General features: G+C 74.6%; 18 protein-coding genes. 11 read left to right on the forward strand and 7 right to left on the reverse strand.

All coding sequences use genetic code 11. The features are described from left to right. Positions 1-8 precede the first annotated feature (8 nt). The 6 genes from purB to HJG43_13825 all read left to right on the forward strand — a co-directional run bounded on the left by purB (position 9) and on the right by HJG43_13825 (position 6,245). Positions 9-1,481 carry an adenylosuccinate lyase gene (gene purB / locus HJG43_13800; protein ID UER55435.1) on the forward strand — a complete coding sequence of 491 codons (1,473 nt, stop codon included), beginning with the start codon at positions 9-11 and terminating at the stop codon, positions 1,479-1,481. A 260-nt stretch (positions 1,482-1,741) separates the two neighbouring features. Further along, positions 1,742-2,329 (forward strand): hypothetical protein, encoded by a 588-nt coding sequence (locus HJG43_13805; protein ID UER55436.1) that lies wholly within the window; start codon positions 1,742-1,744, stop codon positions 2,327-2,329. A gap of 130 nt (positions 2,330-2,459) precedes the next feature. Then, positions 2,460-2,753, forward strand: coding sequence for a metal-sensitive transcriptional regulator (locus HJG43_13810; GenBank protein UER55437.1), 294 nt, complete (start codon positions 2,460-2,462; stop codon positions 2,751-2,753). A 43-nt stretch (positions 2,754-2,796) separates the two neighbouring features. Continuing rightward, positions 2,797-3,009, forward strand: a complete 213-nt coding sequence (locus HJG43_13815) for a heavy-metal-associated domain-containing protein (GenBank protein UER55438.1) — start codon at positions 2,797-2,799, stop codon at positions 3,007-3,009. Between the two features lie 173 nt (positions 3,010-3,182). After that, positions 3,183-5,396, forward strand: coding sequence for a copper-translocating P-type ATPase (locus HJG43_13820; GenBank protein ID UER55987.1), 2,214 nt, complete (start codon positions 3,183-3,185; stop codon positions 5,394-5,396). Between the two features lie 84 nt (positions 5,397-5,480). After that, positions 5,481-6,245 (forward strand): CPBP family intramembrane metalloprotease, encoded by a 765-nt coding sequence (locus tag HJG43_13825; protein ID UER55988.1) that lies wholly within the window; start codon positions 5,481-5,483, stop codon positions 6,243-6,245. A 32-nt stretch (positions 6,246-6,277) separates the two neighbouring features. Here HJG43_13825 and HJG43_13830 read toward each other — a convergent pair whose 3' ends face one another. The 6 genes from HJG43_13830 to serS all read right to left on the reverse strand — a co-directional run bounded on the left by HJG43_13830 (position 6,278) and on the right by serS (position 12,153). Then, complete coding sequence (locus HJG43_13830; protein UER55439.1) at positions 6,278-6,913, reverse strand: VOC family protein; 636 nt, start codon at positions 6,911-6,913, stop codon at positions 6,278-6,280. 61 nt (positions 6,914-6,974) lie between these two features. After that, complete coding sequence (locus tag HJG43_13835) at positions 6,975-7,349, reverse strand: hypothetical protein (protein UER55440.1); 375 nt, start codon at positions 7,347-7,349, stop codon at positions 6,975-6,977. Positions 7,350-7,486: 137 nt separating this feature from the next. Then, the gene (locus HJG43_13840) at positions 7,487-8,719 is read right to left on the reverse strand and encodes a lycopene cyclase (protein UER55989.1); all 1,233 of its coding nucleotides are present in this window, start codon (positions 8,717-8,719) and stop codon (positions 7,487-7,489) included. A gap of 529 nt (positions 8,720-9,248) precedes the next feature. Continuing rightward, positions 9,249-10,037, reverse strand: coding sequence for an HAD family phosphatase (locus HJG43_13845; GenBank protein ID UER55990.1), 789 nt, complete (start codon positions 10,035-10,037; stop codon positions 9,249-9,251). Positions 10,038-10,066: 29 nt separating this feature from the next. Continuing rightward, a complete protein-coding gene (locus tag HJG43_13850) occupies positions 10,067-10,888 on the reverse strand; it encodes an HAD family hydrolase (GenBank protein ID UER55441.1) in 822 nt (273 codons plus the stop codon). Continuing rightward, complete coding sequence (serS, locus tag HJG43_13855; protein ID UER55442.1) at positions 10,885-12,153, reverse strand: serine--tRNA ligase; 1,269 nt, start codon at positions 12,151-12,153, stop codon at positions 10,885-10,887. The genes HJG43_13850 and serS overlap by 4 nt, the downstream gene beginning before the upstream one ends. A gap of 278 nt (positions 12,154-12,431) precedes the next feature. On the opposite strand from serS, the gene HJG43_13860 reads away from it, so the two are divergent. From HJG43_13860 to HJG43_13870, 3 genes are read left to right on the forward strand one after another with little or no spacing between them, the layout of a single operon-like run. Continuing rightward, on the forward strand, positions 12,432-13,385 hold the full coding sequence (locus tag HJG43_13860; GenBank protein ID UER55991.1) for a diacylglycerol kinase family lipid kinase: 954 nt from the start codon (positions 12,432-12,434) through the stop codon (positions 13,383-13,385). A gap of 6 nt (positions 13,386-13,391) precedes the next feature. After that, positions 13,392-13,985 (forward strand): phosphatase PAP2 family protein, encoded by a 594-nt coding sequence (locus tag HJG43_13865; protein ID UER55443.1) that lies wholly within the window; start codon positions 13,392-13,394, stop codon positions 13,983-13,985. Then, positions 13,982-15,016, forward strand: a complete 1,035-nt coding sequence (locus HJG43_13870) for a YihY/virulence factor BrkB family protein (protein UER55444.1) — start codon at positions 13,982-13,984, stop codon at positions 15,014-15,016. Before HJG43_13865 ends, HJG43_13870 begins: the two co-directional genes overlap by 4 nt. Here HJG43_13870 and pheA read toward each other — a convergent pair. Beyond that, entirely contained in the window at positions 14,988-15,944 is a 957-nt protein-coding gene (gene pheA / locus HJG43_13875; protein ID UER55445.1) for a prephenate dehydratase, read from the reverse strand. The two genes, HJG43_13870 and pheA, sit on opposite strands and share 29 nt — an antisense overlap. A gap of 46 nt (positions 15,945-15,990) precedes the next feature. On the opposite strand from pheA, the gene HJG43_13880 reads away from it, so the two are divergent. Further along, entirely contained in the window at positions 15,991-16,611 is a 621-nt protein-coding gene (locus HJG43_13880) for a TMEM165/GDT1 family protein (GenBank protein UER55446.1), read from the forward strand. A gap of 9 nt (positions 16,612-16,620) precedes the next feature. Further along, positions 16,621-18,870: a hypothetical protein gene (locus tag HJG43_13885; protein ID UER55447.1), complete on the forward strand. Its 2,250-nt coding sequence runs from the start codon at positions 16,621-16,623 to the stop codon at positions 18,868-18,870. The last annotated feature ends 33 nt before the right edge of the window (positions 18,871-18,903 follow it).

Raw genomic sequence — 18,903 nt, forward strand, 5'->3', positions numbered from 1 at the left:
CTGGGACGATGCGGACCGTGCAGACCGAGCCCTCGCCGCCCTCGCCGCCCTCGCCGACACCGCCGACACCGCCGACACCGCTGGCGGACGCCGGCGTCCCGCTCGGGCCGCTGGACGGCCGCTACCGCCCGGTCGTGGCCCCGCTCGTCGAGCACCTGTCGGAGGCGGCGCTCAACCGCGAACGGCTGCGGGTGGAGGTGGAGTGGCTCATCCACCTCACCGAGCACCAGGTCGTCCCCGGTGCCCGGCGGCTCACCGAGGCCGAGACGGCCCGGCTGCGCGGCCTCGCCGCCGGCTTCGGTCCCGCTGACGTCGCCGAGGTCGCCGAGATCGAACGGGTCACCGTGCACGACGTCAAGGCGGTCGAGTACCTCCTCAAGCGCCGGATGGCCGGGACGACGCTGGAGGACCTCACCGAGCTCGTGCACTTCGGCTGCACCAGCGAGGACATCAACAACCTGGCGTACGCGCTCATGGTGCGCGGCGCCGTCCAGCAGGTCTGGCTGCCCGCCGCCCGCGCCGTCGTCCACTCCGTCACGGCGATGGCGCACGAGCTCGCCGACCTGCCGGTGCTGGCCCGCACCCACGGGCAGCCGGCCACGCCGACGACCCTCGGCAAGGAGCTCGCCGTGCTGGCGCACCGGCTCCGTCGCCAGCTGGGTCGGGTCGAGCGCGCCGAGTACCTCGGGAAGGTCAACGGCGCGACCGGCACCTGGTCGGCGCACGTCGTCGCCGTCCCGGCGGTGGACTGGGCCCAGGTGTCGCGCCGTTTCGTCGAGGGCCTGGGGCTCACGTGGAACCCGCTGACCACCCAGATCGAGTCGCACGACTGGCAGGCGGAGCTCTACGCGGACGTGGCCCGGTTCAACCGGGTGCTGCACAACCTCTGCACCGACGTGTGGACCTACATCTCCCTGGGCTACTTCGTCCAGGTACTCGATCAGCAGAGCCAGGGCTCCATCGGCTCCTCGACGATGCCGCACAAGGTCAACCCCATCCGGTTCGAGAACGCCGAGGCGAACCTCGAGGTGTCCACGGCCCTGCTCGACGTCCTGGCCTCGACCCTGGTCACCTCCCGGCTGCAGCGGGACCTCAGCGACTCCTCGATGCAGCGCAACATCGGCTCGGCCTTCGGGCACTCGCTGGTGGCCCTCGACAACGTCCGTCGCGGACTCGCCGGCCTGGACGCCGACCCGGCCGCCACGGCCCGCGACCTGGACGCGAACTGGGAGGTGCTCGGGGAGGCCGTGCAGTCGGTCATGCGCGCCGCCGGGATCGCCGGCACCCCCGGGATGGACGAGCCGTACGAGCGGGTCAAGGAGCTCACCCGGGGACGACGGGTCGACGGCGAGACGATGCGCCAGTTCGTCGCCGGCCTCGGGCTGCCCGACGCCGAGCGGGAGCGGCTGCTGGCGCTGACCCCCGCCGGCTACACCGGCCTGGCGGCCGAGCTCGTCGCCCGGTACCTGCCCCGGGACTGACCCGCCCCGGGGTGGCGGGATTGCATGATCACGGATGGGACGTGCAGGGTGGCGGGATTGCATGATCACGGATGGGACGTGCAGGGTGGCGGGATTGCATGATCACGGGAGGGTGGGGATGGGGCTGGGGGCGGGGTCTGGGGGCGGGCGGCGGCTCCCCGGGTACCGGGAGGTGTGTCCCAGGGTCCTCCCAGGTCGTCGGTGCACCGTGTCAGGTGTTGGTGGGCAACGGGTCCACCGCCTGGATCAGGGAGGTCGCAATGCGCAAGATGACGAGCGCCATCGCCGCCGCGGCAGTGATCGGCACGCTGGGGATCGGTGGGGTCGCGGTCGCCGCGGCACCGACGCCCGGGACGCCGCCGGCCGACGGCACCACGGTGCAGAACCAGGTGCAGGAGCAGCAGGCGCAGGGACGCGGGTACGGACCTGGCGCTGCCCAGGCCGCGCAGGGTCTGCGGATGGGCCCCAGCGGGACCGAGGCGCAGGCCGTCGCGGACGTGCTGGGGATGGACGCCGAGGACGTGCGCTCTGCCCTTCGTGCCGGCACCTCGCTCGCCGAGCTGGCCGACCAGCAGGGCGTCGAGCTGCAGACCGTCGTGGACGCCGTCGTCGACGCGGCCCTGGAGCGGGTGACCCAGCTGGAGGACTCCGGTGCCATCAGCACCGACCGGGCGGCCCAGCTCGAAGCGGTCCTGCCGGAGCGGATCGCGGAGCACCTGGAGTCCGGCGAGCCGATGCAGATGCGCACCGGCGCCAACGGTGACGGCCCGCAGGGCGTCGGTCCGCAGGGCGCGCGGGGCGTCGGTCCGCAGGGCGAGGGAGGTCCGGGTAGCTGCCAGGACGCCTGAGCTCCCACCCGACCGGCCCCTGACGCCTTCTGGGCGCAGGGGCCGGTGGGCTGCCCGGGGGGAGGCAGGTGGACGGGAATACCCATGGGGGGTATGTTGCTGGTGCCAGCACGACGACCAGGAGGTCACGATGGCGACGGCCCGACCCGGCTACCGGGGCACCAAGGACGACTACCTCAAGCGGCTGCGCCGCATCGAGGGCCAGGTCCGCGGCCTGCACCGGATGGTCGAGGAGGACACCTACTGCATCGACGTCCTCACCCAGGTCTCGGCGGTGACCAAGGCGCTCCAGGCGGTGAGCCTGGGTCTGCTCGAGGACCACATCGCGCACTGCGTCGTGGACGCCGCCCGCGCCGGGGACGCCGAGGCCGAGGAGAAGGTCCGTGAGGTGGCCGACGCCATCGCCCGCCTCGTCCGCTCCTGACCCCCCACCGCACCGCACCACAGACACCCACCGGAGGCTCGAGATGACCACCACCACCTACGACGTCAAGGGCATGACCTGCGACCACTGCGTCCACGCCGTCACCACGGAGCTCAAGGGGCTGGACGGGGTCACCGCCGTCGACGTCGACCTGGACGCCGGCGGGACGTCGAAGGTCACCGTGACCAGCGAGGCCCCGCTCGACGAGGACGCCGTCCGCGCAGCCGTCGACGAGGCCGGCTACGAGCTCGCCTGAGGCCAGTGGGGCCGCCCCGCGGGGCGGCCCCGGAGCACGCCACCGGCAGCAGCACCGGCACCACCTGAGGAGAGAACGTGAGCACACCCACTCGTGAGAACGCGGCCAGCCGTGAGAACACAGGCACCCGTGAGAACGCAGGCACCCGTGAGATCGAGATCGCCGTCGGTGGGATGACGTGCTCCTCCTGCGCCAACCGGGTGGAGAAGAAGCTCAACCGTCTCGACGGGGTGACTGCGACGGTCAACTACGCCACCGAGACGGCCCACGTCATCGTGCCGGCCGACGTGTCGAACGACCTGCTCGTGGCCACCGTCGAGGCCACCGGGTACACCGCCCGGATCCCGACGCCCGAGGACATCGACGACACCCTCGGCCAGGACTACAGCGGCGACGAGCTGCGCCGCCGGCTCATCGGCTCGGCCGTTCTCACCGTCCCGGTCGCCCTGCTGTCGATGGTCCCGGCGCTGCAGTTCGACTGGTGGAACTGGGTCGTGCTGGCCCTGGCCACCCCCGTCGTCACGTGGGGCGCCTGGCCGTTCCACCGGGCCGCCGTCGTCAACGCCCGCCACGGCGCCTCGACGATGGACACCCTGGTCTCGGTCGGCATCTCCGCCGCCTTCCTGTGGTCGCTGTGGGCGATGCTCCTCGGCGGCTCCGGAGACCCGGGGATGCGGATGGAGATGACCCTGCTGCCGGCGTCCGGCGCCGGCGAGGGCGGGATGCAGCACCCCGAGCTGTACTTCGAGGTCGCCGCGGCCGTCACGACGTTCCTGCTTGCCGGCCGGTACGCCGAGCACAAGGCCAAGCGCCGCTCCGGCGAGGCCCTCAAGGCGCTGCTCGACCTCGGCGCCAAGGACGTCGCGGTGCTGCGCGACGGCGTCGAGGAGCGGGTGCCGGTGTCCCAGCTGAAGGTCGGCGACGAGTTCGTCGTCCGGCCCGGGGAGAAGATCGCCACGGACGGCGAGGTGGTGTCCGGCCGCAGCGCCGTCGACGAGTCCCTGCTCACCGGTGAGCCGGTACCGGTCGAGGTCGGCGCCGGTGACACCGTCACCGGCGCGACCGTGAGCACCAGCGGACGCCTCGTCGTCCGGGCCACCCGGGTCGGCGCCCAGACACGGCTGGCCCAGATCGGCCGGCTCGTCACCCAGGCGCAGTCCGGCAAGGCCCCGGTGCAGCGGCTCGCCGACCGGGTCTCCGCGGTGTTCGTCCCGGTCGTCTTCGCCATCGCCCTGCTCACGCTGGTCGGCTGGCTGTGGCTGTCCGGCGACGTCCAGGCCGCATTCACCGCGGCCGTCGCCGTCCTCATCATCGCCTGCCCGTGCGCCCTCGGCCTGGCCACCCCGACGGCCCTGCTCGTCGGCACCGGCCGCGGCGCCCAGCTCGGTGTCCTCATCAAGGGCCCGGAGATCCTCGAGAGCACCCGCACCGTCGACACCGTCGTCCTGGACAAGACCGGCACCGTCACCGAGGGCCGGATGGCGCTCGTCGACGTCCTGCCCGCCGACGGCGAGGACCGCGACACGGTGCTCCGGCTCGCCGGAGCCGTCGAGTCCGCCAGCGAGCACCCGGTCGCCCGGGCGATCGCGGACGGCGCCGCCGCCGGCGGCGGCCAACTGCCCGAGGTCACCGACTTCACCAACCTCGCCGGCTCCGGCGTGCGCGGCACGGTCGAGGGCCGGGAGGTCCTCGTCGGACGCCGCAGCTGGCTGGTCGCCGAGGGCTTCGAGGTGCCGGCCGGCCTCGACGACGTGCTGGCGTCGCTCGAGGAGCGTGGCAGCACCGCGGTCCTGGTCGCCTGGGACGGCCGGGCCCGGGGCGTGCTCGGCGTGGCCGACACCGTCAAGGAGACCTCCGCCGAGGCGATCCGTGAGCTGCGCGCCCTCGGCCTGGACCCGGTGCTGCTGACCGGCGACAACGCCCGGGCGGCCCGGGCCGTCGCCGCCGCGGTCGGCATCGACCCCGACGACGAGCACGTCATCGCCGAGGTGCACCCGGAGGACAAGGTGTCCGTCGTCCGCCGGCTGCAGGAGGCCGGTCGGGTCGTCGCCATGGTCGGCGACGGGGTCAACGACGCCGCCGCCCTCGCCCAGGCCGACCTCGGCCTGGCCATGGGCGCCGGCACGGACGTCGCGATCGAGGCCAGCGACATCACCCTGGTGCGCGGGGACCTACGGGCCGCGGCGGACGCCGTCCGGCTCTCCCGCCGGACGCTGGCGACGATCAAGGGGAACCTGTTCTGGGCGTTCGCCTACAACGTCGCGGCCGTCCCGCTGGCGGCCGCCGGACTGCTCAACCCGCTGATCGCCGGCGCCGCGATGGCGTTCTCGTCGGTGTTCGTCGTGACGAACTCCCTGCGCCTGCGCCGCTTCACCCCCGGCCGGTGACCACCCCCGCCGCCCCGTGACCACCCCCGCCCCGTGACCACCCCCCGTGATCATGCAATCCCGCCACCCTCTGAGGTGGCGGGACTGCATGATCACGACCAGGGGCGGGGGCGAGGGCGGCTGCGGACGGAGGTGCTCATCGTCCTCGGCCTGTCGATCGGGCAGTCGGCGGTGTACGCCGTCGTCAGCCTCGTGGCCAAGCTCACCCGAGGGCCGCTGGGTCAGCAGACGGCGACCCTCAACCCCTCACGCAGCACCCGCGAGCTCCTCGACCTGACCTACCAGCTGCTCGGCATCGGGTTCGCCCTCGTGCCGGTCGCGCTGGCGCTGTGGCTGCTGTCCGAACCGGGTCGCTCCGCCGTCCGCCGGATCGGTCTGGACGCCGCGTCGCCGGGACGGGACCTGGCCGTCGGCGCCGCGCTGGCCGCCGTCATCGGCATCCCGGGACTGGCGCTCTACCTGGCCGGGCAGGCGCTTGGCATCACCGCGATCGTCGTCCCGAGTGCCCTGGGCACGTACTGGTGGTCCGTGCCGGTGCTCGTGCTCGCCGCGGCGCAGAACGCCCTGCTCGAGGAGGTGGTGGGCGTGGCGTACGTCGTCGAGCGGCTGCAGCGGCTGGGCTGGGGCGTCCCGGCGATCATCCTGGCCGGGGCGCTGCTGCGCGGCACGTACCACGCCTACCAGGGGTTCGGTGCGATGGCCGGCAACGCCGTCATGGGCGTCGTGTTCATGCTGGTGTACCTGCGGACCCGGCGGGTCATGCCGCTGGTCGTCGCCCACACCCTGCTCGACGTCGTCGCCTTCGCCGGGTACCACCTGCTCGGCGACGTCCTGGACCTGCCGGGCTGAAGGGCTGAGTGCTGAAGGGCTGAGAGCTGCGCTCAGACGGTGACGCGCCCCATCGGGGTCTCGAACGTCACCGAGAGCAGCCCCGGAGTACCGGCCGGGGCGACGAACGAGAACTCGATGTCCTGCGGCCGGTGCCCGGGGTCGAGGCCCAGCCAGGTCCGTACCCGCTCGGGGTCGCCGGCGATCTCCAGCGTCGTGATCCGGGCGGACCCGTCGGCGCCGACCCCCGGGTGCAGGTCGGGGGTGAGCCACTGGATGACGTATGGCAGCTGCGGGTCCGCGATCAAGCCGCGGATGCCGATCTGGCGCCACAGCAGCTCCACGCCGTCCGGGCGGTACCGGTTGCCGGGGACCGCCTCACGGCCGAGGTTGCGCTCGACCGGGGTGATGTCCTCGACGGCCACGACCCAGCCCATCCAGCCGCCGCCGGCTTCGGAGCGGGCCCGGACGGCCTGGCCGAACGGCGCCTTGTCGGACGCCGGGTGGTCCAGGACCTCGACGACCTCCAGGTACTGGGTGTTCGCCATCGGGAAGATGAGGTTGCGGGTCCCGAACCGCGGGTGCACGCCGCCGTCGACGAAGTCGACCCCGAGACGCGTCCGCAACCGCTCCGCGGTCGCGTGCATCCCGTCCTGCTCAGCGGCGTAGGAGACGTGGTCCAGGCGCATGCCGTGATGGTGGCACACGGCCGGTGACCGTCCGACCGCTGCCCCCGGGACGGCGTCCGGCTCAGCCCGCGACGTCCTGGCCCGGCGCCGGGACGACGAGGTCCCGCAGGCCGGCCGGGACGTCGGCACAGCCTGGGCCGCCTGCACCGAGCCACTCCGCCAAGGCCTCGGTGACCGGGTCGCCGGCCAACCGCGAGAACCACACCGGCCGGCCACCGCTGCGCCGTCCGAGCGGGCTGGGTCGCACGACGAGCACGTCCTCCTCGCACACGTCGAGGCACTCGACGGTGCTGAGCCGGGCGCAGCCGCGACGCTCCAGGTCCCACAGCCGGGCCAGCTGACCGCCCGGACGGTCGTCGGCGTCGCCGAGCGTGTCACCGGCGCACAGGATGCAAGCGGTCAGACCCGGCGGCTGCGAACGGTTTCGGTGGGTCATGGTGCCGAGCAGTCTGTCAGGCGGCAAAGGCACTGTCCGGGGCGCTGCTGGTCCGGCGCTGCCGGTCCGGCGCTGCCGCCAGCGGCCGGGTCCTCAGCGGCTGGGTCCTCAGCGGCCGGGTCCTCAGCGGCCGGTCGTCAGCGGCGCAGCCGCCGGGTCAGGCGCCCCGCCGCGTCCCGCAGGGCGAGCGCGGTCATCGTGGCCGGCGGCGCCGTCGACATGAGCGCCAGCTCGACCGGTGGCGACGTCACCCCGTCGAGAAAGCGCAGCACCCGCTGGGGTGGGTTCCGGTCGAACAGCCGGGTGAGGAACGCGGCGCCGTCGAGGCTGCCGTCGGCCAGGCCGCGCAGCACGAGGGCGTCGGTCCACGCGTGCCGACGCGGGTAGGGGCGGGGCGGCACGGGGTCGCGCCCGTCGAGCAGAGCGACCGCGACGGCGGCGGCCTGGCGCTGCATGGCCGCGAACGTGTACCCGGTGGACGGCCGGGTGGCCCCGCCCGCCGTCCCGATGCGCATGACTCGACGTCCGACGCGGCGCACGTACCCGCCGTCCGTCATCGGGATCGCGCCCTGCTCCGTGTGCAGGACCCGGTGCGGGACGTCGCCACCGAGGACGTGCGGCACGTAGGCCTCCAGCGCCCGGGCGTACCCGGCGTCGGACAGAACGGCCGGGGAAAACTCCGTGTACTCGACCAGGGCGGTACGGGCGTCGCTGGGCAGGCTGTAGCCGAAGGAGACGCCGGTGTTCGGTTGCGGTGTGGTGAAGTCCATCAGCACCGGCAGGTCTGGGTCGACGACATCGCGGTCGGCGCGGACGACGACACCACGGAAGTGCTGCAGCAGCGACGTGGCGCCCGGCCGGGCAGGCGGGGACGGCCTGGAGTCGAACACCCAGCGGGCCCGGAGCCGTCGTCCGCCGGCCGTCACCACCGCGGCGCTGGCGCCGTCCAGCACCTTGTCCGCCGGGTGAGGGACGTGGACGACGTCGAACCGGGACGCCGCCTGCGCGACGAGGGCGTAGAAGTCGCTGCTGTGCAGCATCGCGTACCGCATCGGGGAGAGGTGCAGCACCCGCCGGCGGTGGTCGGGGCCGACGACAACCACCCGGTCCCACGACCGGTGCAGGGCGGGGTCGACGTCGCTGCGCCCGTCGTCCCAGAAGCACCAGGTGCGGTCGTCAGGGCGGGTGGCGAGCCGGTCCACCGGGTCGATGAGGGCCACCCGGAGCCGCTCGGGGCCGCGCAGGGCGAGCTGGTGGAGGAGGCTGAGCCCGGCCCCGCCCGCGCCGACCAGCGCGACGTCGACGTCGACGCCGGGATCGGGGTCGGGGTCGGGATCGAGGTCGGGATCGAGGTCGGGATCGGGCCCCAGCGCGTCACCTGGACTGGCGCTCACCCCTCGGACCCTACGTCCCTCCCGCACTCGACGTCCCCTCGGTGATCACTCGACAACCGCATCGTGATCATGCAGTCCCGCCACCCCGCACGACCCACTCGTGATCATGCAGTCCCGCCACCAGCCCCCCACCGCCCGCTCGCAGAATGCTGGGTTGCTGGCGCGACACGCCGGCCTGGCCGTGCCGAGCGCAGCATTGAGTGCGCTCCATGACCGCGCCGCCTGTCACCGCCCCTCCGGACCGCGAGGGGTGGCGGGATTGCATGAACGCCTCATGGCCGCTCACGGCCACCTCGACAGATGAAAACAGGCCTTGGTGGCCGTGGCAGCCCTCGTCGGGCCAGGCGCGTCGACCACAGAATGCTGCGCTCGGCCCAGTTTGGCCGGCGTGTCCCGCCAGCAACCCAGCATTCTGTGAGCCGGACGGCGCGGCCGAAGGGTGGCGGGACTGCATGATCACGAGTGGGTCGTGCGGGGTGGCGGGACTGCATGATCACCGAGGGGGTCACTGGGTGAGGAGGTGCTCGAGGACCTGGGCCACGCCGTCCTCCTCGCACGGTGGGGCGACGGCGTCCGCTGCGGCCAGGACGTCGGGGTGTCCGTCGGCCATCGCGTAGCCGGTGCCGGCCCACTGGAGCATCGCCAGGTCGTTGGGCATGTCTCCGAAGGCCACGACGTCGGCGGGGCAGACACCGCGACGAGCAGCGAGCTCGGCCAGGGTCGCCGCCTTGCTCACCCCGGGTGCGGACACCTCGAGCAGCGCGTCGGCCGCGTTGGAGTGGGTCGCCTCGACCAGACCGGCGAGCACCTCGCGACCGACCGCCAGCATCGCGTCGCTCGTGCTGCCCTCCCACCGAGCGAGCAGCTTGACCACCCGCGGGTCGTCGGCGAGCAGGTCCGGCAGGTCCCCGACGACGCGGTGGGCCAGCGCGTCCCAGCGTGGCCGGTAGGCCGGCGTGCTCCGGAACCCCGCCAGCGTCTCGACAGCGAAGGCGACGCCCGGCATCGCCGCGGTGAGCCGCTGCGCCGCCTCCAGGACGACGTCCGCCCGGATCTCCTTGGCGTCCAGCGCCCGTTCGGTCGCCAGGTCGTAGACGACCGCCCCGTTGGCCAGGACGGCGGTGCCGGCGTGGCCGGTGGCCTCGACGACGGGGCCCATCCACCGCGGCGGGCGCCCGGTGACGAACACGACGTCGATCCCGGCGTCCAGGCAGGCCCGGACGGCGGCGACCGTGCGCGCCGACATCGTCTGGTCCCGCCGGACGACGGTGCCGTCCAGGTCGGTGGCGACCATCCGGGGCCGCGTCACGGCCCGACCGCGGCTCACCCTGCCATCGTCTCGCGTTCGAGCAGGCTCTCCAGCACCTCGGCCACGCCGTCCTCGGCGACCGTGCCGGTGACCTCCCCCGCCGCCTCCTTGACCTCGTCGGGGGCCTGTCCCATCGCCACCGACCGGGCCGCCCAGCGCAGCATCTCGACGTCGTTGCGGCCGTCCCCGACCGCGACGGTGCGGTGCGCCGGCACGCCGACCCAGCCACGGATCTGCTCCAGGGCACTGGCCTTCGACACGCCCTCGGGCGCGAGGTCCAGCCACGCCGTCCAGCCGACGGCGTAGTTGACGCCCTTGAGACCGATCCGGTCGACGAGCTCGAGGAAGTCGTCGGGGCTGTGGTCCGTGCTGCGCACGACGACGCGGGTCGCCGGCTCGTGGAGCAGCTCCTCGAACGGGACGACGCTGATGTCGCCGACGAGCTCGTCGGCCGGGAACGGCCCGGACAGCCGGAAGCCGGTGCCGAGCTCCTCGACGGCGAAGGCGGCGGTCGGCAGCTCGCTGCGCAGCAGCTCCAGCGCCGGCGTCGGGTCGAACGTCACGACGTCGACGACCTCGTAGCCCCGCTCGGCGTCAGGGTCGAGCCGGACCGTCACGGAGCCGTTGCTGACCACGGCGTACCCGGTGGTCAGCCCCAGCCGGTCCAGGACCGGCAGGGTGGCCACCAGCGAGCGCCCGGTCGCCACGACGACCTCGTGCCCGGCGTCGACGACCGCCCGCACGGCGTCACGGACCCGGTCGGAGAGGCGTTCGTCGAGGTCGACGAGGGTGCCGTCGACGTCGAGGGCGACGAGCAGCCGGCCCGGCCCCGTCACGGGGTCAGCACCTCGAGGCCGCCCAGGTAGGGCCGCAGCGCCTCGGGCACCCGCACCGACCCGTCGGCGCGCTGGTGGTTCTCCAGGATGGCGACGAGCCAGCGGGTCGTGGCCAGGGTGCCGTTGAGCGTCGCCACCGGTGCGGTCTGCCCCTCGCCCGCGCGCTGCCGGATCCCGAGCCGCCGGGTCTGGAACGTCGTGCAGTTGGACGTCGAGGTGAGCTCCCGGTAGCGCTGCTGGCTCGGCACCCACGCCTCGCAGTCGAGCTTGCGGGCCGCGGAGGAGCCCAGGTCGCCGGCCGCGACGTCGATGACCCGGTAGGGGACCTCGACCGCACCCAGCATCCGCTTCTCCCAGCCGAGCATCTGCTCGTGCTCCGCCTCGGCGTCCTCCGGCCGGCAGTACACGAACATCTCGACCTTGTGGAACTGGTGCACGCGGATGATCCCCCGGGTGTCCCGGCCGTGCGAGCCGGCCTCCCTGCGGTAGCAGGCGGACCAGCCCGCGTAGCGCAGCGGCCCGTCCGACAGGTCGAGGATCTCGTCGGCGTGGTAGCCGGCCAGCGGCACCTCCGAGGTGCCGACGAGGTAGAGGTCGTCGGCCTCCAGCCGGTACACCTCGTCGGCGTGCGCCCCGAGGAACCCGGTGCCCCGCATGATCTCCGGCCGCACCAGCGTCGGGGTGATCATCGGGGTGAAGCCGGCGTCGACGGCGGTGTCCATCGCCAGCTGGAGCAGGGCGAGCTCCAGCCGCGCCCCCACCCCGGTGAGGAAGTAGAAGCGGGACCCGGAGACCTTCGCGCCGCGCTCGGTGTCGATGGCACCGAGCAGCTCGCCCAGCTCGAGGTGGTCGCGCGGGGCGAAGCCCTCGGCGGCGAAGTCCCGCGGCTCGCCGTGGGTCTCCAGGACGACGTAGTCGTCCTCCCCGCCGGCCGGGACTCCCGGCAGGACGACGTTGGACAGCGCGAGCTGCAGGCGCTCCACCTCGGCGGCGGCGTCGTCCGCGTCCGCCTGGGCGGCCTTCACCTGGTCGGCCAGGTCGCGCACCTGCGCCAGGAGCCGCTGCTTGTCCTCGCCGGTGGCCTGGGCGACGGTGCGACCGAAGGCCTTCTGCTCGGCCCGCAGCGACTCGAACCGGGCCAGCGCCGCGCGCCGACGCGCGTCGGCGTCGAGCAACGCGTCGACGAGGGACTCGTCCTCGCCGCGGGCGCGCTGGCTGGCGCGGACCGTCTCGGGGTCGGTGCGCAGGAGTCGCAGGTCGATCACGCCACGAGGGTACGGTCCCGCGCTGCCCGGCACCGGAGGCGGCACTACCGTTCGCCCATGACCCCGACCGTGCCGGCGAGCCGGCCACCGCACCGGCCCGGCTTGCGCCGGTGAGCGCGGACACCACCCTCGTCGTCGGCGTCCTGCTCGCGGTGGTCCTGCTCGCCGGGCTGTTCGCGGTGCTGACGACCCGCGGCCGGCGCTGGGCCGACCGGGCCGCCGCCGCGCCCGCGACCGAGCCGTTCGCCGAGGACCCGGGGGAGCGCCCGCTCGCCGCGGTGGTCGTCAACCCGACGAAGTTCGACGGCGGCACGGACGGCGTGCGCGCCCAGGTGGAGGTGGCGTGCACCGCCGCCGGGTGGGCGCCGCCGCTGTGGCTGGAGACGACGGTCGAGGACCCCGGCGTGGGCCAGACCCGGGAGGCGCTCGAGCGGGGAGCCGCCGTCGTCATCGCCTGCGGCGGCGACGGCACCGTCCGCACGGTCGGGGAGACCCTGGCCGGCACCGGCGTCCCGATGGGACTGCTGCCCGCCGGCACCGGCAACCTGCTGGCCCACAACCTCGACGTCAGCGCCACCGACGTGCCCGGCTCGGTGCGGATCGCGCTGACCGGCCGCAACCGGCCGGTCGACGTGGGGTGGATCACCGTCGTGGGGCCGGGAGGCGTGGAGCACAGCCGCCCCGAGGAGCAGGCGTTCCTCGTCATGGCCGGGATGGGCTTCGACGCGGCGGTCATGGCCAACGCCCCCGAGGCCCTCAAGGCGAGGGTCGGCCCCCTGGCCTACGCGATCTCGGGGCTGCGCCAGCTGCGCGGCCAGCAGGCGCGGGTGCACCTGCGCGTCGACGGCGAGGCGCCGGTGACCCGCCGGGTGCGCACCGTCGTCGTCGGGAACTGCGGGGAGCTGCTCGGTGGGCTCGTGCTCATGCCGGACGCCGAGGTCGACGACGGCTGGCTGGACATGGTGACCATCTCCCCGCGCGGCGTCGTCGGCTGGGCCGCCGTCGCCGCCCGGGTGATCAGCCGGCGCCGCCGGGGGCACGGCCGGGTCGAGCACTGGCGCGCCCGGGACATCGTCATCACCAGCGACACCCCGCAGCCGGCGCAGCTGGACGGCGACCCCGTCGGGGAGGCGGTCGAGCTGCGGATGCGGGTCGAGCCGCAGGCGCTGCTGGTGCGGGTCCCGGCCGGGAGCCGTGACCAGGGAGTCCCCCGCCGGCCGGACGGCGACTGAGACGTCGTGGTCGACCAGACCAGCCCCGTCGCCGGCGGGCTCACCTCCCTGGAGCCGGACCGCTCGGTCGCACTGTGGTTCCGCGAGCAGGTCGTGTCGAACGAGGCACTCGTTGCCGCCGGCGAGATCGGCGCGGTCGCCCTGCACCCGTGGACGTTCCGCGTGCTGGTCGCCGTCGGGTGCGTCCTCGCCTGGCGTGCCGGGCGTCGCCGGGCGGCCGTCGTGGCCGCGGTGGTGATGGCCGGTGGGGGGCTGCTCGGGTTCGCCGTCAAGCTCGCCGTGGCGCGTCCCCGACCGGCCTGGGGCGAGCCGGTGGCCGCCGAGTCGGGATACGCCTTCCCCAGCCTGCACGCGCTGAACGCGGCACTCGGCACCGGCCTGCTGCTCGTCGTCCTGGCCGCGCCCTGGCTGCACCACCGGTCCCGCGCGGCCGTCGCCGCCGTCACCGGCGCCGGCGTCCTGGTCGTCGTAGTCACCGCGCTGGACCGGCTCGTGCTCGGCGTGCACTACCTGTCCGACGTGGCCGCCGGCGTCCTGCTCGGCGTGGTGCTCACCGCACTGGCGGCCAGGATGTCCCGATCACCCCGAGGAGCCCGGTGAGCAGCGTCCGCCCGGTCCCGGAGACCGTGGGCCTGCCCGGCGAGGAGCTGGACCTCCACGACGCCGGAGAGGTCCTCCATGACCACGCGGGGTGGCCGCTGCTGCGGGAGTCGTTCACCCGGTTCCGTTTCGGCGACGGGTTCAGCCACGCTCGTGGGTTCGGCTTCCAGCTTGCCCTGGCCACCGTCCCGATGGTGATCGCGATGACCGGGCTCGCGGCTGCCATCGGCGCCGAGCACGTCTCGGAGGTAGTGGCGCGCACCGCGGTGGCACTGAGCCCGGCGGGCAGTGACGAGGTGGTGGAGCAGATCGTCCAAGGGGCTCAGGAGCAGGCCGGCGCAGGCGACGAGGCGCCTCGCGAGGAGGCCGGCGAGCTCGCCCTGGTCCTCGGTCTGCTGGTCTCCTTCGCGGCCATGACGACGGCCTTCGCCCAGCTCGAACGAGGCGCGAACCGGATCTACGGCACCGAGCGGGATCGGCCGTCGCTGGTGAAGTACGTGCGGGCAGGCGTCCTGACCGTCGTTGCGGGCACCCCCATGACGACCGGGCTGCTGCTCATCGTCGCCGGACGCCCGTTCCAGGACGCCGTCGAGCAGGTGTACGGCTGGCCCGACACCGTGCACCTGGTGTTCACGGTCGGCCGCTGGCCGGTAGGGCTGCTGCTCCTGCTGCTGGCCGTCACCGTGCTCTTCCGGTTCGCCCCCCGCCGCCGCCAGCCCGGGGTCTCCTGGCTCGTGCTCGGGGCAAGCGTCACCGTGCTGGGCTGGCTGGCGGCCTCGGGCCTGCTCGCCGTGTACGTCGCAGCCGACTCCTTCGACGGCACCTACGGCCCGCTGACTGCGGTGATGGCGCTGCTCATCTGGGCCTACCTCACCGGGATCGCCCTGCTCGGCGGGGTCGCCGTGACCGCACAGGCCGAGGCCCGGCGCGCCGGACAGCGCGACCCCCGCCAACCGGACTCCGACGGCGACGGCGTCCTGGACGGCGCCGGGGCGCGGCAGGTCAGCTCCGGCCCTCCCGGAGCCGGCTGACCCAGGCCCGGGCGGCGGTGAACGCGCCGTCGGTCGTCGACGTCGTCACCTCGGTCGGCCGGCCGTCCGCTCGGGGGTAGGAGCCCAGGTAGCGCACGAAGGGGCTGGTCCGGTGCAGCCCGATGAGGGCCTCGGCGACCCGCTCGTCGTCGACGTGCCCCTCGCAGTCGATGGAGAACGCGTACTGGCCCAGGGCGTCCCCGCGCGGCCGGGACTCGATCCGGGTGAGGTTGACCCCACGGGTGGCGAACTGCTCCAGCAGCTCCAGCAGCGCCCCGGCGTGGTCGTCGGCCAGGTGCACGAGCAGGGTCGTCTTGTCCGCCCCGGTGCGCGGCGGCGGCGGGGCCGGGCGGCCGACGAGCACGAACCGGGTCACCGCCCCGGGGTTGTCCTCGACGTGCTCGGCGAGCACCTCCAGGCCGTAGCGGTGCGCGGCGATCGGCGCGCACAGGGCGGCGTCGTAACCGAGGGCGCCGTCGTGCCCGGGGGGCGCGGTGAGCCCTGCGGCGGCCGCGGCGGTGGACAGCGCCGGCAGGTACGTCGCGTGCGGCAGGTTCTCGGACAGCCAGCCCCGGCACTGGGCCTGGGCGTGGGCGTGGCTGGAGACCACCCGGACGCCGTCCAGCCCGGTCCCGGGCCGTGCCGCCAGGACGAAGGTGATCGGGACGAGGACCTCCCGGACGACGACGAGCGGGTCCCCGGCGGACAGCGCGTCGAGGGTGGCACTCACCCCGCCCTCGACGGAGTTCTCGATGGGGACCATGGCGGCGGCGACGTCGCCCGCGCGCACGAGGTCGAGCGCCGCCCCCACCGTCGCGCAGGGGACGTGGTCGCCGTGCTCGGCGGCCGGGACCTGGCGCAGCGCCGCCTCGGTGAACGTGCCCTCAGGTCCGAGGAAGGCGTAGCGGGCAGGGGGGACGCCGGGCATGGCGTCAGCCTAGGGCTGGGTGCGGGGCGGCTAGCCTCGCCCCGTCATGGACCTCACCGTCGCACTCACCGCGCTCGCCGTCATCCTGCCGGTCGAGCTGCCGGACAAGACGTTCGTGGCGACCCTGGTGCTCGCCACCAGGTTCCGGCCGCTGCAGGTGTGGGTCGGGGTCGCGCTGGCGTTCGCCGTGCAGACCGCGATCGCTGTGACCGTCGGCGGTCTCATCGCCCAGCTGCCGCGCACGCCCGTGCTCGTCCTCGTCGCGCTGCTGTTCGCGGTCGGCGCGGTCCTGCTGTGGCGCTCCGCCGCCGGCGCCGACGCCGAGGAGGCACAGACCGAGGCCGAGGTCACCGCCAAGGTCGGCGCCGGGGCGCAGACCGGCCGGGGGCACGCACTGAAGGCGGTGGGGACGAGCTTCGTCGTGCTGTTCCTCGCCGAGTGGGGAGACCTGTCCCAGCTGTTCACCGCGGGTCTGGCGGCGCAGACCGGGGACCCCGTCTCGGTGTTCGCCGGGGCCTGGCTGGCGCTGCTGCTCGTCTCGGGGGCCGGTGCACTGCTGGGCCGGGCACTGCTGGCCCGGCTGAGGCTGGCGACCGTGCGCCGGATCGGCGCCGCCGTGTGCGCCGTGCTCGCCGTGGTGAGCGCCGCCGGAGTGCTCGGCACGTAGCCTGGTCTCGTGCCGGCCACGCGACGTCCTCGACTGCTCGTCGCCCTGCTGGCGCTGTGCACCCTGCTCGGCGCGCTCACCGTCCCGGCCGCCCCGCCGGCGCGTGCCGCCCTGGGCCCGGACGCCGTCCCCGGACCCGTCGTCCTGGTAGGCGTCCCGGGACTGCGCTGGGACGACGTCGATCCCGAGCGCACCCCGGCGCTGTGGTCCCTGCTCGAGGACGGTGCCGCCGGCGTGCTGGCCGCCCGCAGCGTCCGCAGCCGCGCCTGCCCCGTCGACGGCTGGCTCGCCGTCTCGGCCGGACGCCGCGCCGGGGACGCCGCGCGTGAGCCCGGTGAGCCGCTGTGCCGGGTCCCGCAGGATCCCGTCGACGGCGTCGTCCCGCGGTGGGACGTGTACGCGGCAGAAGCGGCCGCCAGAAGCTTCGACGCCGAGCCGGGACTGCTCGGGGAGCACCTGCGCGCCGCCGACGTGCGGGCCGCGGCCGTCGGGCCGGGGGCCGCCGTCGCGCTCGCCGATGCCGACGGCGCCGTCGTCGGCGCCTACCGGCGCGGGGCCACGGACCCGGCGGCGCTCGCCGCGGACGTCCAGGCGGTTGCCGACCGCGACCTCGTCGTCGTCGACGCCGGGGCGCTGCGGGACCCGGACGACCTGCCTCCGTCGGACCCCAAGGCCTTCGGCCCCGACCGGCTGGCTCAGGCCGCCGCCCTGGACGCCCGGGTCGGCGCCGTCCTGGACGCCGTCCCCGACGGCGCCACGGTCCTCGTGGCCGCCCTTGCGGACGCGGGGCTGACCGCGCGGCTGCAGCTCGCAGCCGCCACCGGCCCGGCGCCCGGCGGCACCGCCTACGCCGAGGCGCTGCTCGCCAGCAGCTCCACCCGCCAGGACGGGATCGTCCAGGTCACCGACCTCACCCCGACGCTGCTCGCGCTGCTCGACCTCGACGCCCCGGCCTCCCTCGTCGGGGCACCGGTCGTGCCGCTGGCCGGCTCGTCCCCGGCCGCCGCCGAGCGGCTCGAGCGGCTGCTCGACGTCGACGCCGCCTCCCGGGCCGTCCAGCCGCTCGTCCCGTGGTTCTTCAACCTCCTGGTCGCCGCGCAGCTCGCCCTGTACGGGGCCGCCGCGCTGGCGCTGCGCAACCGCTGGCGGGGCCCGGAGGGGCGCCGTCGGGTGCTCGCCGGGCTGCGCCGGGTGTCGGTGCTGTTCGCCGCCGTCCCGGTGTCGACGTTCCTCGCGAACCTCGTGCCGTGGTGGCGGGCGGGCAACGACTTCGTCGCCGTCGTCGCCGCGGTCGCGGTGTTCGCGGTCCTCGTCGCGGTCGTCGCGCAGCGCGGTCCGTGGGGACGTCGTCCGCTCGGCCCGCTCGGCGTCGTCTCCGGGATCACCGCGCTCGTGCTGGCCGCGGACGTCGTCGCCGGCACCCGGCTCATCACCTCGAGCCTGATGGGCCTGCAACCGGTTGTCGCCGGGCGGTTCTACGGGCTCGGCAACGTGCAGTACGCGCTGTTCGCGACCGGCGCCCTGCTCGCCGCGACCGCGCTGGCCGACCACCTGCTGCGCCGCGGCCGGCGGAGCGCCGCGGTGGCCGCGATCGCGGGCATCGGGGTCGTCGCGGTCGTCGTGGACGGCGCCCCCGGGCTGGGCAGCGACTTCGGCGGCCCGCCGTCGATGATCCCCGCGTTCGCCCTGCTGGCCCTCGTGGTCGGCGGGGTGCGGATCTCCTGGCGCTCGCTGCTGCTGATCGGGCTCGGCACGCTCGCCGCCGTGGCCTCGCTGTCCGTCGTGGACTGGCTGCGGCCCGCCGACGACCGCACCCACCTGGGCCGGTTCGTCCAGACCGTCCTGGACGGCGGGGCCTGGACAGTGGTCGAGCGCAAGCTCGCCCAGAACGTCGAGATCCTCTTCGGCAGCTGGCTGTCGGTGCTGGTGCCGGTCGGCGCGCTGTTCATCGGCCTCATCCTGATGCGGCCGGTCGCCTGGGGTGCCCCGGCGCTCCAGCGCACCTACGAGTACTGCCCGGCGCTGCGTCCCGGCCTCACCGCGCTCATCGTCATGCTCGCCATCGGCTTCGCCATCAACGACTCCGGCACGGTGGTGCCCGCCGTCGGCGCGACCCTGGCGATCCCGCTGCTCATCGCGGCCAGCGTCCGGGTGCTGGAGATCGAGGACGACAGCCGGTCGGGTCCACCGCCCGGTGACGGCTCAGCGGCGCAGCCGGCACAGGGAGCCGAGCAAGCGCAGCAGACCCAGCGGCGCTGAGGTCTGCACAGAGATCTGCACTGAGCTCTGACC

It is taken from the genome of Kineosporiaceae bacterium SCSIO 59966 (assembly GCA_020881835.1).
Taxonomy (GTDB): Bacteria; Actinomycetota; Actinomycetes; order Actinomycetales; family SCSIO-59966; genus SCSIO-59966.